Origin of the sequence: Flavobacterium sp. (assembly GCF_046293665.1) — a bacterium.
Classification (GTDB): domain Bacteria; phylum Bacteroidota; class Bacteroidia; order Flavobacteriales; family Flavobacteriaceae; genus Flavobacterium.
The window spans coordinates 76,822-92,556 of the sequence record NZ_JBKBOL010000011.1 but is presented as its reverse complement, the minus strand read 5'-3'; the positions used below and the strand labels follow the sequence as shown (position 1 = coordinate 92,556).

15 protein-coding genes are annotated in these 15,735 nt (G+C 35.9%); 11 read left to right on the top strand and 4 right to left on the bottom strand.

The window, feature by feature from the left end:
• Nucleotides 1-207 precede the first annotated feature (207 nt).
• Entirely contained in the window at nucleotides 208-447 is a 240-nt protein-coding gene (locus ACK4R1_RS13620) for a hypothetical protein (RefSeq protein WP_409688138.1), read from the bottom strand.
• Between ACK4R1_RS13620 and ACK4R1_RS13615 the strand changes: the two genes are divergently transcribed.
• Genes ACK4R1_RS13615 through ACK4R1_RS13600 form a run of 4 tightly spaced genes read left to right on the top strand, consistent with a single transcriptional unit; the run spans nucleotide 425 to nucleotide 4,637 of the window.
• The gene (locus tag ACK4R1_RS13615; RefSeq protein ID WP_409688135.1) at nucleotides 425-2,101 is read left to right on the top strand and encodes an LTA synthase family protein; all 1,677 of its coding nucleotides are present in this window, start codon (nucleotides 425-427) and stop codon (nucleotides 2,099-2,101) included. The two genes, ACK4R1_RS13620 and ACK4R1_RS13615, sit on opposite strands and share 23 nt — an antisense overlap.
• Nucleotides 2,102-2,160: 59 nt before the next feature.
• Complete coding sequence (locus ACK4R1_RS13610) at nucleotides 2,161-3,480, top strand: serine hydrolase domain-containing protein (RefSeq protein WP_409688132.1); 1,320 nt, start codon at nucleotides 2,161-2,163, stop codon at nucleotides 3,478-3,480.
• Nucleotides 3,481-3,525: 45 nt separating this feature from the next.
• On the top strand, nucleotides 3,526-4,257 hold the full coding sequence (locus ACK4R1_RS13605; protein ID WP_409688129.1) for a YoaK family protein: 732 nt from the start codon (nucleotides 3,526-3,528) through the stop codon (nucleotides 4,255-4,257).
• Between the two features lie 2 nt (nucleotides 4,258-4,259).
• On the top strand, nucleotides 4,260-4,637 hold the full coding sequence (locus ACK4R1_RS13600; RefSeq protein WP_409688126.1) for a DUF2809 domain-containing protein: 378 nt from the start codon (nucleotides 4,260-4,262) through the stop codon (nucleotides 4,635-4,637).
• On the opposite strand, the gene ACK4R1_RS13595 is transcribed toward ACK4R1_RS13600, so the two are convergent.
• A complete protein-coding gene (locus tag ACK4R1_RS13595) occupies nucleotides 4,629-6,656 on the bottom strand; it encodes a hypothetical protein (protein WP_409688123.1) in 2,028 nt (675 codons plus the stop codon). The genes ACK4R1_RS13600 and ACK4R1_RS13595 overlap by 9 nt on opposite strands.
• A gap of 61 nt (nucleotides 6,657-6,717) precedes the next feature.
• On the bottom strand, nucleotides 6,718-7,464 hold the full coding sequence (fabG, locus tag ACK4R1_RS13590; protein WP_409688120.1) for a 3-oxoacyl-[acyl-carrier-protein] reductase: 747 nt from the start codon (nucleotides 7,462-7,464) through the stop codon (nucleotides 6,718-6,720).
• Between the two features lie 129 nt (nucleotides 7,465-7,593).
• On the opposite strand from fabG, the gene ACK4R1_RS13585 reads away from it, so the two are divergent.
• The 7 genes from ACK4R1_RS13585 (at nucleotide 7,594) to ACK4R1_RS13555 (ending at nucleotide 13,213) form a co-directional block, all read left to right on the top strand.
• A complete protein-coding gene (locus tag ACK4R1_RS13585) occupies nucleotides 7,594-8,139 on the top strand; it encodes an RNA polymerase sigma factor (RefSeq protein ID WP_409688117.1) in 546 nt (181 codons plus the stop codon).
• A 23-nt stretch (nucleotides 8,140-8,162) separates the two neighbouring features.
• Nucleotides 8,163-8,426: a hypothetical protein gene (locus ACK4R1_RS13580; RefSeq protein ID WP_409688114.1), complete on the top strand. Its 264-nt coding sequence runs from the start codon at nucleotides 8,163-8,165 to the stop codon at nucleotides 8,424-8,426.
• Nucleotides 8,427-8,431: 5 nt separating this feature from the next.
• Nucleotides 8,432-8,908, top strand: coding sequence for a hypothetical protein (locus ACK4R1_RS13575; protein ID WP_409688112.1), 477 nt, complete (start codon nucleotides 8,432-8,434; stop codon nucleotides 8,906-8,908).
• Entirely contained in the window at nucleotides 8,901-9,587 is a 687-nt protein-coding gene (locus ACK4R1_RS13570; protein ID WP_409688109.1) for an MbnP family protein, read from the top strand. Before ACK4R1_RS13575 ends, ACK4R1_RS13570 begins: the two co-directional genes overlap by 8 nt.
• Entirely contained in the window at nucleotides 9,584-10,606 is a 1,023-nt protein-coding gene (locus ACK4R1_RS13565) for a cytochrome-c peroxidase (RefSeq protein WP_409688106.1), read from the top strand. Before ACK4R1_RS13570 ends, ACK4R1_RS13565 begins: the two co-directional genes overlap by 4 nt.
• A gap of 67 nt (nucleotides 10,607-10,673) precedes the next feature.
• The gene (locus tag ACK4R1_RS13560) at nucleotides 10,674-12,020 is read left to right on the top strand and encodes a YHYH protein (RefSeq protein ID WP_409688103.1); all 1,347 of its coding nucleotides are present in this window, start codon (nucleotides 10,674-10,676) and stop codon (nucleotides 12,018-12,020) included.
• An 8-nt stretch (nucleotides 12,021-12,028) separates the two neighbouring features.
• Complete coding sequence (locus ACK4R1_RS13555; RefSeq protein ID WP_409688101.1) at nucleotides 12,029-13,213, top strand: cytochrome-c peroxidase; 1,185 nt, start codon at nucleotides 12,029-12,031, stop codon at nucleotides 13,211-13,213.
• 41 nt (nucleotides 13,214-13,254) lie between these two features.
• Here the strand turns inward: ACK4R1_RS13555 and ACK4R1_RS13550 are convergent, their stop codons facing one another.
• Nucleotides 13,255-15,651 (bottom strand): T9SS type A sorting domain-containing protein, encoded by a 2,397-nt coding sequence (locus ACK4R1_RS13550; protein ID WP_409688098.1) that lies wholly within the window; start codon nucleotides 15,649-15,651, stop codon nucleotides 13,255-13,257.
• Nucleotides 15,652-15,735 lie beyond the last annotated feature (84 nt).

Genomic DNA, 15,735 nt, shown 5'->3' with positions numbered 1-15,735 from the left:
ATAATAAATGAACTATTTCAAAAAGTCTTCGCCCATTATAAGTTTGCTGTTTTTATACCTCATTGTCAATGCAATTCTACGATTATTCCTTATTTTTCATCCTGTTACACAATCTGGTTTTGAATTGTTTGATCTCATTAAAATATTTATACTCGGTCTAGTCTCTGATTTCTTTGTGTTTGTTGTCGTGGGAGTTTTTTTATGGCTCTATTTACTGTTTTTATCTAATTCAAAATATGACAAACCTTGTGGATATCTAGTCTTTGGAGGATTGGTTTTGTTATTACTATATGTATCTTTTTTTAGTACCATTCTCAATGAATACGGTGGCTCATTACCTGAGATAGGTATAGGCTTTATTGCAATAAAAACAGTTTTATTTGGTTTATTGTTGTTTTTGCCTAAGTATAGAAAAACAATCCGATTGATACTTTTTACGATAGCCATTTTTATCTTTGTTTTGATTATTATACAAAACGCTGTTAGTGAGTTTTTCTTTTGGAACGAGTTTGGCGTTCGGTACAATTTCATCGCCGTAGATTATTTGGTTTATACCAATACTGTAATCGGAAATATTATCGAATCTTATCCCGTAATCCCGCTATTTCTCGTTGTTGGATTAATCACCTCTTTGATCACTCATGCTATAATAAATCGCTCAAAACCTTTCTTGAATGATTTACCCTCTTTTGAAAAAAAAATAAAAGCCTCAGCTATTTATGTGGGCTTCTTTACAGTATCAATGTTTGTAATTCCCTTGTTAGCAAAGCAAGAAAACAGCTCAAATATTTTTACCAATGAATTACAAGCCAATGGAATATTTAAATTTTATAATGCGTTCATGAATAGTGAATTAGATTTCGACAAATTCTATAAAACGATTCCAAATACTGAAGCTTTAACAATTTTACAAAAGCAAATCCCCGAAATTAATGGTGAAAGTACTTTGCGAATAATCAAAAGTGACGCTGCTGAACTTCATAAAAATGTAGTGTTGATTACCGTAGAAAGTTTAAGCGAAGACTTTATGACTGAGTATGGCAACGAAAAACATATTACTCCATTCTTAGATTCTTTAGCAGACAAGAGTTTACAATTCACCAATCTTTATGCTGTAGGCAACAGAACCGTTCGCGGATTGGAAGCCGTTACTTTATGCTTGCCACCAACTGCTGCAGAAAGCGTTGTTAAACGCGAAGACAATAAAAACAAATTCACCACTGGAAATATCTTTAAACAAAAAGGATATGCCGTTAAATATATATATGGTGGCGATGCCTTCTTTGATAATATGGGTGATTTTTTTGGAGGCAATGGCTATGACGTTATTGACCAAAAAAGCTTTCTACCGGAAGAAATTACTTTTGCCAATATTTGGGGGGTGTGTGATGAAGACATGTACCGTAAAGCCATTCAAATAATGAACACGGAGGCTAAAGATAATAAGCCCTTCTTTAACCACATAATGACAGTAAGTAACCACAGACCTTTTACTTTTCCTGAAGGCAAAATTGATATTTCAGGCACAGCAAAATCTAGAGATGGAGGTGTCAAATATACCGACTATGCTTTAAAGCAATTCTTCAAAATGGCCAAAAATCAGCCTTGGTTTAAAAATACTGTTTTTGTTATTTTGGCTGACCATTGCGCTTCTAGTTCAGGCAAAACCGAATTGCCTTTGGATAAATACAGAATTCCGGCTATGATTTATGCACCAGGATTTATTCAGCCTAAACATGTAAATACCTTGATGTCACAGATTGATATGATGCCTACACTTTTTGGAATACTTAATTTTAGTTATCAAAGCAAGTTTTATGGTCAAGATGTTTTCAAGTCAAATTATCAACCCAGAGCATTTGTCGCTACTTATCAGGATTTAGGTTTGATTAAAGACCATGTTTTAACTATTATCTCTCCGGTTAAAAAAGTCAAGCAATTTCAGTTAGTTTCAAAAGCAAAGCCCAATGTAAAAGAAGAGTTTCAATCATACTATGATGAAATTCCAATGAAACATTTACAGGAAGATTTACTAAAAGAGACTATAGCCTTTTATCAAACTTCAGCCCATTTACTAAAGACAAAAAAGTTGAATAAGTAATCGTTTTTGGCTTTTGATTATTTGTAATATATTTACACTTCAAATCAACAATACTTGTCATGACCAAAAAACTTGCTCCTTTTTTCTTTTTTTTGCTATTCATTCCTGCTGCTTTTGCCCAACAGTTCAACACGGTTAAACTTGACAGTCTTTTTACCATTTTGGCATCCAAAGACAAGTATATGGGAAGTTTAACGGTTAGTGAAAACGGTAAAGTAATTTACAGCAAAGCCATTGGTAAAGCCGATATATTGGCTAATAAAACGGCTACTACAGCAACAAAATATCGTATTGGTTCCATTTCTAAAATGTTTACTTCTTGCTTAATCTTTAAAGCGGTAGAAGAAAACAAACTGACCTTAAACAAAACCATCGATGTTTATTTTCCCTCGGTTCCTAATGCAAACAAAATAACGATTGGCAATTTACTTAATCACCGCAGCGGTATTTACAATCTTACCAATAGCGGCGAGTATATGAGTTATAATACCAAGCCAAAAACCGAAGCTGAAATGGTTGCCATCATCGCCAAAAGTAAGAGCGTTTTTGAACCTAACAGTAAAGCGGAATACAGTAATTCTAATTATGTATTACTGAGTTATATCATTGAAAAGGTTTATAAAAAATCTTTAAAAGAAGTGTTAGCTGAGAAAATTGTTAAACCATTGGGATTAAAAAACACCTATTTGGGTGGCAGAACGAACATTCATGACAATGAAAGCCGTTCTTACTCTTTCATCGAAACTTGGAATTTGGAAACCGAAACCGATATGTCTATTCCTTTAGGAGCCGGAGCAGTGGTTTCAACGCCAACCGATTTAACCATTTTTATCGAAAATTTGTTTGCCGGAAAAATCATCTCGTCAAAGAGTTTAGAGCAAATGAAAACCTTACAAGATGATTATGGTATGGGTATTTTTGAAATGCCTTTTAATGACAAAACCGGATACGGACATACTGGTGGCATCGACGGATTTAGCTCGGTGTTAACTTACTTTCCTGAAAACAAATTAGCCATAGCACTAACCTCAAACGGAAGTGTTTACCGAAATAACGATATCATGATAGCCGTTTTGAGTGCTTATTTTCAAATTCCTTTTAATATTCCGACTTTCAAAATACTTGAGTTGAACGCGACCGATTTAGAAAAATATTTAGGCAACTACAATAGTCAGGAGTTGATGATGAGAATCAGCGTGACTAATAAAGGCAGCAAGCTCTTTGCTCAAGCCACTGGACAAGGAGAATTTCCATTAGAAGCAACAGGGACAAATGTTTTCGAATTTGCACAAGCCGGAATCAAATTGAGATTTAATGTAGCCGACAAACAAATGACTTTAGAACAAGGCGGTGGAAAATTTATTTTCTTAAAAAATTAATCAGATGAATAAGGTCTAAACAAACATTATAACTACTTTTAATCTATGTTTAGACACCAAGGAAAAGCCCGAACTTTTATTCACAATCTTCGATTAGCGGCATTATTGTCGTTGGTTGCCGGTATAGTTAATATTACAGGAGTTTTGGCCTTAAAAATACTTACCACCAACGTCACAGGACATTTTGCTTTTTTTGCCGAAGAAATAATGCGCAAGGATTACGCCATTGCCATAACGTTTTTGGTATTTACACTTTGCTTTTTGTTTGGTTCATTTACAGCGAATACCATAGTTGAAATAGTATTGCAAAAGCGACCAAGATTAGCACACGTTGTTCCTATTGCGCTAGAGATTATAATACTAACCTCTATTGCTTTATGCTTCCAAACGTCAAGTATTTATAATCTACACGGAAAAGTGGAAGCTTTCTTGTTGTTATTTGCCATGGGAATTCAAAATTCATTGGTGACCAAAGTGTCTCAATCAACCGTTAGAACTACTCATTTAACGGGTTTATTCACTGATTTGGGTATTGAACTTTCGCAGTTATTCTTTTATAAAAAACCGGAACAACAAACGAAGTTAAAGTCCAATATTTATTTAAGACTATCAATCATTACTTTCTTCTTTATAGGATGTGTCATTGGCGGATTTGTTTACAGTTACCTTCAAATAAAAACCTTGCTAATAGCCTCGGCAGTATTAATTATTGCACTTTTTTATGATTATCTTCGATTGAAACTATTTGCCATCACCCGAAAAACAATGGAATTATAATTATGCTTCATTTCAACAAAACCTACTTCTTACTGACTATTTTTCTTTTTGTAATCGAAGTTTGTATCGCTTTATTTGTTCACGATAATTTCATCAGACCTTATTTTGGAGATGTTTTGGTGGTTATTCTCATTTATTGTTTCGTAAAATCATTTTTAAAAGCATCCGTAATCAAAACCGCTATAGGTGTTTTATTGTTTGCCTTTCTGGTAGAAACGTTACAGTATTTTGCTATCATAGAAATCTTGGGACTTCAAGATAACCGATTGGCCCGAACGGTAATTGGAACTTCATTTGCTTGGGAAGATATTTTGGCTTACATCTTCGGAATTGCACTGGTAATTGTTGGCGAAAAATGGATTAGAAAACAATCACAGTAAACCATTATATTTACGAATAAACCATTCGGCAGCAAGCGATAATGCTAACAAAACCAACAACCAAACCCAATCCACCAAAGGAGATTTCTTAACGATGGTTTTCTGAATTGCCTTGTAACTTTCGTCTTCAGACAATTGTTTGATTAGCGCCTCAATTTGATTTGGAAGATAAGCTTTTCCTTGTGTTTGTGTTGCCAATTGGTTTAACTTATTCCAATCCGGATTGACGAATTGCTTTTCAATATCAAAATCCAATACTTCAAATCCGCTGGAATAAGACGAATTCGAATTCAATTCTTTCACGGTAAACTTGTAATTTCCTGCGGCTAATCCGTCTAAGTTGACTTGGAAAGCATTAGAGGTTCTTAGCAAATCGTAGTTTTTGACTTGCTTCGTATTAGTATTAGTAACAGCAATGGTTAATCTGGCTTTCTCGTCTAATTCGTAATTTTTATTGAAATATTGTGCGGTGATTTCAATGCCTTCGCCTGAATTGTAAAAACGCTCATGATTCACTACCAAAGACTTTCTGGCATTGTTGGAAGCCAAAAATTGAATGGTTTTGTCTAAAAAAATATCAAAATCTGTAAAGTCTTTTTTGGCCAAATAATTATCCGCACGCCATTTCCAAATATTTTCTCCAAATAAATAAGCCGAACGTTTGCCTTGTTCTTCATTAAAAGTCAACAAAGGTTGATTGGTGGCAATATTTCTAATGGTTGAAGATAATAACGTATTGGTATTGCTCTTAGCCGTAATTGTTCCGAATGGATTCTCCAAAGGCGGAAATTGCTCGAAACCGATATTATCCAACGCAAACAGATTGAATTGTGAATCATAGGAAGCCAAATAATCTTCTTTCTGCGAACTCATTTTGAATACAAACTGAGTCTGATTTTGGTTTAAAAAATTAAAATCAGTTCCGTTTCCTGTGATGATCCACAAGTTGATTTTGGCATTGGAATTTTTTTCAAAAACCGCTTTGAAAGCAACTGTTGGCTGGTAAAGAATTAAAATATTGTAATTCTCTAAACTGCTGACTTGATTAGGTTTAAGTATAGTTACTTTTCGTTGTGCATTAGTTTCAATAGCACGTTTTATCGCTCCCAAATCAGGATGCGAGATATCAGCAATTAAAGCCACTTCTGTCTTTTGGTCGATGACTTCAACAGCGAAATTCTTAGTGTTATTATAAGTGTTCTTTTCTTGTTCTTTCGAAGAAACAGTCGCTTTTAAAATTTGAATACCAACGCTATTTGCCGGTAATAAAACATTCAATGTGGCTGATTTTTTGGAAGGCGAAAAGGCCACGGTTTGCTCATTTAAAACCGAATTGCCTTGGGTGATTTTAAAAGAAGCATTGATACTTTTGGTTCCCGAATAATTCAAGAAAACTTCCACCGGATATTTGTTCTTGTGAAAAGCGTATTTGTTAACGTTAAGTTGGGTAACTTTTAAATCCAAATAAGTTGTTGTATCGCCAACAACCAAAGGATAAACTTTATTCAAAGGATTAAACCCAAATACATAATCTTCACCAGAAGTTTGGTTTCCGTCAGAGATTAAAATCGTCGGAAAGGTTTGATTTTTATAGATGTTCTTCAAGTTTTTCGCTACGACATTTATATTCGATTGTGTTCCTTTAAAATCAATGGCGTCCGAAGGCAAAAAGTCTTCATCAAACTGATAGGTTTGCACTTCAAACTTATCGTTTAAGGCTGAATTGTCTTTGAGCTTTTCAAATAATTCCAGTGCCTGCTTATCCGATTTCAAGTCGGCCATAGAAGCAGAATTATCAATCACAATCGGCAAAGGCGTTTTAACTGTTTCAATCGTTTTTCGGGTAATGATTGGATTAATCAGCAATAACAACAATCCGAATACGGAAAAGAAACGCAAAAAAGCCAAAAGCAACGTCACTTTCGACCGGCTTTTGGCTTTGTATAAATATTGGTAAAATGACACAGCAAACGCTATTCCTAAAGAAAGCAATATCAATAAAATAGTGTTTGTTGTCATTTAAGTGTCTCGATTAGAATCCCTAATTCGTAATTCGTAATTTATAATTCGTAATTGCTAATTAAGTCAGCATTCCTCCGCAAACATTCAATACTTGCCCCGAAACATAAGCACTCATATCCGAAGCAAAGAACAAACAGGCATTGGCTACATCTTCCGGACTTCCACCGCGTCTTAACGGAATAGAATCTCTCCAACCTTGGACAACGTCGTCGTTTAATTTGGCGGTCATTTCAGTTTCAATAAATCCCGGAGCAATCGCGTTGCAACGGATATTTCTCGACCCTAATTCTAAAGCTACCGATTTGGTAAATCCAATCATCCCGGCTTTTGAGGCGGCATAATTCGCTTGACCTGCATTTCCTTTAACACCAACAACTGAACTCATATTTACGATAGAACCTTTTCGGTTTTTCAACATGATTTTCTGAACAGCTTTGGTCATATTGAAAACTGATTTCAAGTTGATTTCGATTACTTTGTCAAAATCCTCTTCGCTCATACGCATTAAAAGGTTGTCTTTGGTGATTCCGGCGTTGTTGATTAATACGTCAACGTTTCCGAAATCAGCCATTACATCATCTACTAATTTTTGTGCTTCGTTGAAATCGGCTGCGTTTGATTTGTATCCTTTAGCTTTGATCCCCAAAGCGGTTAATTCATTTTCCAATGCCAAAGCACTTTCGGCAGAAGAACTATAAGTAAAAGCCACATTGGCTCCGTGTTGTGCAAAAACTTTAGCGATGCCGCTTCCGATTCCTCTACTCGCGCCGGTGATAATGGCTACTTTTCCTTCTAATAATTTCATATTGTAAAGAGTTTATTGATAATTTTAATGAAAGGTCAAATATAGGAATATTTTATAGGTTGGAAAAAATTACAGTACATTTAAACCTTTGTTATTGCTGAGTGTCCTAAAGAAATCTTAAAATTGCAAATGCCAAACCATCAAATTCTTTTTGAAAGACTTTATCACGAACATAAAACACTCGTGTACAATGTGGCATTGAATTATTTGCAAAGTATTGAAGATGCGGAAGAAGTCACTCAGGATGTGTTTATCAAAGTCTACCATTCGTTAGAAAATTTTAATCAAAAATCATCTTATAAAACTTGGATTTACCGCATAACCATTAACCAATGTTTGGATTTTACCAAAAAGAAAAACAGTCAGAAGCGCTTTTTTATATTTGGCAAAAAGAGTCAAAACGAGCAAGAATACTTAAATATTTCTACGTTTGAACATCCCGGAATTTTGATGGAAAACCAAGAGGAAGCCACCATTCTATTTGCCGTTATCAATACGTTAACCGAAAACCAAAAGACCGCTTTCCTCCTATCTAAACTTGATAATTTGAGCAATCCTGAAATTGCAGAAATTATGCAGTTGAGTATTTCTTCTGTGGAATCCTTAGTTTTCAGAGCCAAGGCATCGCTTCAAGAAAAATTAAAAGAAAAATTCAAACAATACCGCAAGAAATAAAATTAACCAACGTCTAAGTAAATATGGAAAGAGAACATTGGATACAAAATGTATTAAACAGCACCAACGGAATGACACAAGTAGCGCCGAGTTCTGATTTATTGTCCAAAATTCAACAAAAAATCAAGCAACAAGAAAAAGTATCACCAACAACTGTTTGGTTGGTTGCCGCTTCTATTGCGGTTTTGGTCACTATAAACTTTGCTTTACTCAATAGTAAATCTAAAGAAAATACCGCCAAGGTTTATCTGGAAAATACTTTAAACAAAAGCAACCAGCTTTACTAATAGTCATGGAAAGAACAAAATTATTAACGATAACAGTCATTGGACTATTATTACTCAATATAGCGACATTAAGTTTTCTGTTTTTGAATAGGACAATGCCGGACAGATTGTCGCACGACAGACCAAAACCAAGAGAAATTATCATTGACAGATTGCATTTTGATGCCAATCAACAAAAGGAATATGACAAGCTTATTCAATGGCATCGCGGTGAAATCAACCAATTGGATGATAATATTCGACAAGTAAAAAACGACTTGTATGCCCGTTTATCCGAAAAGGAAATCAATGTAAAAACCAAAGACAGTTTGATTACGCTTTTGAATTTGTACCAAAAACAAATAGAAGAAACCCATTTCAAACATTTTGAAGATATCAAAAAGTTATGCAAACCCGAACAACAAGAAGATTTTGAAACGTTAACCGAAGAATTGGCCAGAATCTTTGCGCCCAACAAACCACGCAGACCAAGACATGACTAAGGCAAGTTGGATAACACTATTTTGGTTGCTGTGTTTGGCTACTTTTGGGCAAAGCAAAGATTCGTTGCGCGTGAATTTTAAGGTGAATTTTGACCAATTTCCGTTGGAACTCAACAAGCAATACATTTCATCCAATAAAGATACGGTTGCCATAACTACTTTCAAATTCTATATTTCCAATATCGAAATTCAATATGCCGACAAAACAGTTTTTAAAGAGAAAAATGTCCATCACCTACTCGATTTAGAAAACCCGAATTCCCTACAAATTCCGATTACCAAAAAGAATGATAGAATAATTTCAAAAGTTACTTTCAACATCGGTATCGACAGTTTAACCAATACTTCCGGCGCTTTGGATGGCGATTTAGATCCAACTAAAGGCATGTATTGGGCTTGGCAAAGCGGTTATATTAACCTGAAAATAGAAGGTAAAAGTCCGAGTTGTAAAACACGCAAGAATGAATTTCAGTTTCATTTAGGCGGTTATTTGCAACCTTATTATGCAATGCGGAAAAAAGTTATTAATGTCAATGGCAATGGCAATGTCAATATAGGAATTGATGTTGCTGTTTTTTTGGCTGAAATCAATTTGGCACAAACCAATTCGATTATGATTCCCGGAAAATCCGCTATGGATTTATCTGATGTTAGTACTAAAATGTTTTATTTGGAATGAAAAAGCAATGGAAATACTATTCGTTATTAGGATTACCGGTTCTAATTTGCTTGGCTTTTTCCAACCAATTTACAACACCTATTTATTTTGAAGTACCCAAAGGTTGGCCAGAACCCAAATACGATTTCAAGAAAAACCCTTTAACCGAAGAAGGTTTTCAACTTGGTCGCCATTTATTCTACGACCCGATTATTTCCCGCGACAGTACGATTTCGTGTTCGAGTTGCCATTTGCAGCAAACCGGCTTTACACATGTTGACCACGATTTGAGTCACGGCATCGAAGGTCGAATCGGTACCCGAAATTCTTTGGCCTTAATCAACTTGGCATGGAACAATAATTTCCATTGGGATGGCGGTGTGAATAACTTAGAAGTACAAGCGATAAATCCTATTGAAAATCCAACTGAAATGGATGAAAAACTGGAAAATGTGATTATTAAATTACAGCGAAGTGAAAAATACAAAGGTTTATTTACCAAAGCTTTTGGCGATGAAAAAATCACGAGTCAAAGATTGTTAAAAGCCTTAGCACAATTTACCGTATCGCTTATATCAACCAATTCCAAGTACGATAAAGTCATGCGCAAAGCCGAAACTTTCACAGCACAAGAGCAACGAGGCTATGATTTGTTCAAAGCCAATTGCGCTTCGTGTCATATCGAACCGTTATTCAGCAGCGACCGATTTGAAAACAACGGATTAGCCATTGATGAAACCTTGAATGATTTAGGTCGAATAAAAATCACCAATCGAAAAGAAGACCAATTTCGTTTTAAAGTGCCAACCTTGAGAAACATTCAGTTTACTTTTCCATACATGCACGACGGGAGATTCAAGACTTTGACCGAAGTGGTTAAACATTATAATTCCTTAGGAAATGACAAAGCCTTACCGGTAGCATTAACCAAGCCAATGAGTCTTTCCGATATAGACCGCGTTGATTTAGTGGCATTTTTGCAGACCCTAACCGATAAAGAATTCTTGTATAACAAGCGATTTAGCTTCCCGAAGGAATAAATTTAAAACAGACGCAAGAATTAAAAAGTTATGGCGTCTAAACCAATAACTAACCAAATTACCACTTATGAAAAGAGTTGTATTACTATCATTTTTACTTACCAATAGTTTGCTATTGGCTCAAACCAATCCGGCCATTACTTCTTGGTTGCGCAATACAACGGGAATTACCGGTCGTCATTATGTTTCCGGAAATCCAACTCCGATAATTGATGCTGTTTTAGCCAATGTACAAACCGTGCAATATTCTACCAATTGGGTTTATGTCACTACCAATGGCATTCCGGCCTATATTACTGGTCCGTTTTTAGATGGTAATCCGTCTTTGGCAACGAGTAGAAACGGTGCTATTTTCAGATTTCCTTTGAATCCAACACAAAATACAGGAACACCAACCAATACTACCGGAGGAAACATTGGTTTGTTCAAAAACGGAGTCGCTCTGTTTGATTATCGCGATGGTGTTTCATGGAGAAATGCAACGAGTCAAATTTGTGGCGGACCAATTCAAGGTTGCACCGGAGATGGCGTTTGGAACCGCGATGCTGTTTTAGCAGAGCGTGCCGGTTTTGATTGCGCCAAAGCGCATCCGGCCATGGGCAATTACCATCACCATCAAAATCCGAGTGCTTTTAATTTGGATTTGGCGGTGCTTTCGAACATTTGCGATACTTATCCTTCTGATGGTTTATATGTTATTAATCCGGCTGAACATTCACCGTTAATTGGTTTTGCGTATGATGGATTTCCCATTTATGGTGCTTACGGTTATGCCAATGCTGATGGAACCGGTGGTATTGTCAGAATCAAATCGGGTTACCAATTAAGAAATATTACGACGAGAACACATTATGCTAACGGAACCAATGTAACCGATGGACCGCCGGTGAGCACGACTTATCCGTTAGGTTATTTTAGAGAAGACTATGAATTTATTGCCAACGCTTCTTCTGATTATTTAGATGTTCACAATGGCCGTTTTTGTGTAACACCCGAATATCCACAAGGAATCTATTGTTACTTTGCTACGGTAGATGCCAATCACAATTCGGCTTATCCTTATGCTGTTGGTCCAACTTTCTATGGCAACAGAACGGCTTCTTTAGTGGCTTCTATTACGGAATCCACTTCGCAATATACTTTAGACAATACCGATTTTAATTTGTCAAAGCTCAACATCAAAATCTACCCAAATCCGGCGCAGGAATTCATTGCCATTCAAACGGATATGGTAGAAAACAACCTAAAAGTTACTTTAATTGATGTCTTAGGAAAAACAATTCAAACAAATGAAATACTGCAAGGAAGCACACTTTGTATTATGGATTTGTCAACGGTTTACAATGGTACTTATTTTGTAAAAGTCACTAGTGGAAAAGAGGACAAAACGTTTAAAATTGTGGTCAATAAATAAACATTTACATGTATAAAAAAATCAGCACCTTATTAGTCATAGCACTCACCTTTTCTTGCGGAAGTGACGACAGTTCAAATTATGAAGAGATTGATCCTTATGCCAATATTAGCGCTACTTTCGGAAATAATATCAATCCAGAAAGTCTTTCTAATTATGCCAATCAGGTTATTCCGAATTATATTACCAAAGATAACACTGCCGGAAACCCAATAACAGATAAAGGTGCTACGTTGGGCAGGGTTTTATTTTACGATAAGAATCTTTCTTCAAACAATACCATTTCTTGTGCCAGTTGTCACCAACAAGCCAATGCCTTTAGCGACACTAGTATTGCCAGTAATGGCGTTAACGGCACTACCGGAAGACATTCGATGCGTTTAATCAATACTCGTTTTGCCAACGAAGCCAAGTTCTTTTGGGACGAACGTGCCATCAATTTGGAAACGCAAACTACCATGCCTATCAAAGACCATGGCGAAATGGGTTTTAGTGGTACCAATGGTGACGAACCTTTTAGCGGTTTAATCACAAAATTAAGCAACATTGGTTATTACAGAGAGTTGTTTCAGTTTGTTTATGGCTCAGAAGAAATTACTGAAAGCAAAATCCAATTGGCTTTAGCCCAATTCATTAGAAGTATTCAATCATTCGACAGTAAATATGACATTGGAAGAGCACAAGCGGCTAATGATGGGCAACCATTCATAAACTTCACTCCTCAAGAAAATCAAGGTAAAAATTTATTTTTATCACCTCCGGTTTTTGATGCCACCGGAAACAGAACTGCGGGTGGTTTAGGTTGTGCCGGTTGTCATGCTGCACCTGAATTTGATATCAATCCGATTAGTGCAAATAATGGTATTATTGGCAATATTAACGGAACCGGAATTGATATAACCAATACCAGAGCGCCGTCTTTAAGAGATTTGGTTAAATTAGACGGAACCACTAACGGACCGATGATGCATACCGGAGTCATTACGACTTTACAAGCGGCGATTGGTCATTACGGCACGATTAATTTGGCTCCCGGAAATACCAATCTCGACCAACGATTGCGTCCGAATGGTTTTGGGCAACAATTGCATTTAACTGGACCTGAAGTGAATGCGGTAATAGCTTTCCTTAGAACATTATCGGGGACTAATGTGTATACAGATATAAAATGGTCGAATCCGTTTCTCAATTAAAATAAAAACTCCCGTGATGATCGGGAGTTTCTTTTTAAAAATTATTCTTTTATAAACTTACCAGTAGCGTTTCCTTTATCACTAATAATTTTAATAAAGTAACTTCCACTTTGTAATCCTGAAACATCAATCGTTTCTGTTGGATTCGTATTCACTTGAACCAATTGCCCAAGCGTATTATAAATGCTAACCGAAGTCATGACTACACTTTCTTTAGCAGTAATTGTTAACACATTTTTCGTCGGAACCGGCGATAAACTAAACACACTATTAAACTCAAAATCCTGATTGCTTAAAGCTTGAATCGTTGTGGTATAAGTATCAGTTATAATTGGGAAATTGTAATCAAAATAAATACTGGCACTATTTGAGAATGAATTACCAATAACCAATGTCGGTTTGGTTTTGATTTTAAACGCTACATAGCCATCATTATTGGCATCATCGAAGGGTAAGTTGATATTTTCGAAAATAAACTCAAGTTGATTGGTATTAATCATACGAGTTACAAATGGATGACTACCATAAAGGGGAACTAAAGTAGTCATGTCGAACTTAGTTACATCAATCATGTCCTTTATCACAACATTTTCAGCGGCAAAGGTCCCGGTGTTTTCAAATCGAATCACATAATGCACATATTGTCCTACCATACTTGGTGTGATGGAAGTGCCTTCAACACAAGTTTTATCATTCGGATCAAATGAACCCACTACAATTTGCTTAAGGCCTGATTCATTGTCCAGAGGGTATTCGTCATTTTGTAGCGGATAGATGTTGGCTATAAAATCCAATTGATCACCAATATTTACTGCCGGAATTTCCATTGGCGAATTGATATTCATAGTCAGGGCAATCTGTCTCGTTTCAAAAGGCTGCAAATTGTTATAATCCCAAGTGAACGACCCAAAATTTTGTGTAGTGGGCATTGGATTAGCCAAAACAAAATCAATTTTGCTATCCTCGAACGTAAGCGCTACGTTTCCGGACAGTGTTATGGTGCCTTTATTTCTATAGATAATTTTATAAGTAGCATTAAACCCAGGTCTTGCAGGAATCAAAGGAACAATTACTACTTCTAAATCTTGGTGTGAACCATTGGCTGAAAGGCAAAAATCCTGTTGTAACGGACTTACAGCCAAAGGAACAGTAGCTGAAAAATTACTCGGAAAAATGGTATAATAGGAAGGGTTTTCCAATTGTGGTGCTATAGTATAAGTTCCTTGAGGAAGATAGACTGTGTATAAGCCCGAAGGATTGCTGAAAATAGTTGAAGTAACGCTTCCGCTGGTTATATTTAATCTCATGAATTCATCATTGACATCATTGACATCACAGCCATCACCGTTAAAATCAAATCGGTTATTTCCTTGTATGGTACTAAAATTACCTCCCGGCACTAAGGTACAATAGGTATTGACCTCACAATTTGGAATTCCGGCACTGACTATTGAATTTCGAATCGATACCAATTGGTTTTCATCACAACAGATATAAGCCAAATTAGGATTATTAAAAAGATAGAGCGGCGTTTCAAACCTACCATTTTTAATATACAAACTGGTCAACTGGTTGGAATCTACATACAACTGTGAAATCCTGGTTTCACTGATATCTAGAGTAGTCAAAAGATTAACCGAGGCTTTTAAGGTCAATAGTTGAGCACAATCTTGCACGTTGAGGCTTGACAATAAATTATTTTGACATTCAACAAAGAGTAAATTAGGGTTGTTGCTCAAATCCAAACTGGTAATGCTGTTGTTGTAACAATCTAAACTAATTAAAAGCGGGCAGCCACTTACGTCTAAACTGCCCAACAAATTGGTATAAACTTCAAGATACTCAAGGCTTGAACAATGAGACAAGTTTATTAATGAAGTCAATTGATTGGAATAGGCATAAAATTCCTCCAACTGTGACATACCGGTCAAATCCAATTGGTTTATTTGGTTCCCATTACAAAGCAAAGTTACTAAAGCAGTATCACCCGAAACATTGAGCATTGTTAGTTGATTATTCGGACAATTTAGATAGGTCAAGTTGGTCAAACCACTAGCATTCAAATTACTCAATGTACTCGAAGTGCAGGATAAATTAGTTAAGTTAGTTAGAGCAGTCACATCCAATGAGGTGATGGATGTATTGGAAGTAGATAATACGGTAAGGTTAGTGAAATTTTCTATACCTAATAAACTAGTTATAGAGGTTGGTCCATTAATCATCAATTGATAAATTAAGGAAGCTTCACTAACTTGAATTTGTCCATCTCCATTGGTATCGATGGCTACGTTTACGCCAGCCTGATTTTTGGCAATTCCTGTAGTTGAACTCGCCCCTAACAACTTCGCCTTAAAATTCACATCAGGAATATTTACAATTTGCGAATTTGCGGTAGAAATAGCAAACAATAAAACCAATAGAGTGTAAAGTTTTTTCATAAAAATAGTTTGATGCTCAAATATATATAAAATACCTGTAAGACTATCCTATCTTTTGAAATTGCAGTTAAAAAATTGAATTAA

Excerpts from the sequence above, each read along its gene's own strand:
- ACK4R1_RS13620 (WP_409688138.1), bottom strand. The coding sequence starts at position 447 with ATGGCTATCGTAAAAAGTATCAATCGGATTGTTTTTCTATACTTAGGC.
- ACK4R1_RS13610 (WP_409688132.1), top strand. The coding sequence starts at position 2,161 with ATGACCAAAAAACTTGCTCCTTTTTTCTTTTTTTTGCTATTCATTCCT.
- ACK4R1_RS13605 (WP_409688129.1), top strand. The coding sequence starts at position 3,526 with ATGTTTAGACACCAAGGAAAAGCCCGAACTTTTATTCACAATCTTCGA.
- ACK4R1_RS13600 (WP_409688126.1), top strand. The coding sequence starts at position 4,260 with ATGCTTCATTTCAACAAAACCTACTTCTTACTGACTATTTTTCTTTTT.
- ACK4R1_RS13595 (WP_409688123.1), bottom strand. The coding sequence starts at position 6,656 with ATGACAACAAACACTATTTTATTGATATTGCTTTCTTTAGGAATAGCG.
- fabG (WP_409688120.1), bottom strand. The coding sequence starts at position 7,464 with ATGAAATTATTAGAAGGAAAAGTAGCCATTATCACCGGCGCGAGTAGA.
- ACK4R1_RS13585 (WP_409688117.1), top strand. The coding sequence starts at position 7,594 with ATGCCAAACCATCAAATTCTTTTTGAAAGACTTTATCACGAACATAAA.
- ACK4R1_RS13580 (WP_409688114.1), top strand. The coding sequence starts at position 8,163 with ATGGAAAGAGAACATTGGATACAAAATGTATTAAACAGCACCAACGGA.
- ACK4R1_RS13575 (WP_409688112.1), top strand. The coding sequence starts at position 8,432 with ATGGAAAGAACAAAATTATTAACGATAACAGTCATTGGACTATTATTA.
- ACK4R1_RS13570 (WP_409688109.1), top strand. The coding sequence starts at position 8,901 with ATGACTAAGGCAAGTTGGATAACACTATTTTGGTTGCTGTGTTTGGCT.
- ACK4R1_RS13565 (WP_409688106.1), top strand. The coding sequence starts at position 9,584 with ATGAAAAAGCAATGGAAATACTATTCGTTATTAGGATTACCGGTTCTA.
- ACK4R1_RS13560 (WP_409688103.1), top strand. The coding sequence starts at position 10,674 with ATGAAAAGAGTTGTATTACTATCATTTTTACTTACCAATAGTTTGCTA.
- ACK4R1_RS13555 (WP_409688101.1), top strand. The coding sequence starts at position 12,029 with ATGTATAAAAAAATCAGCACCTTATTAGTCATAGCACTCACCTTTTCT.
- ACK4R1_RS13550 (WP_409688098.1), bottom strand. The coding sequence starts at position 15,651 with ATGAAAAAACTTTACACTCTATTGGTTTTATTGTTTGCTATTTCTACC.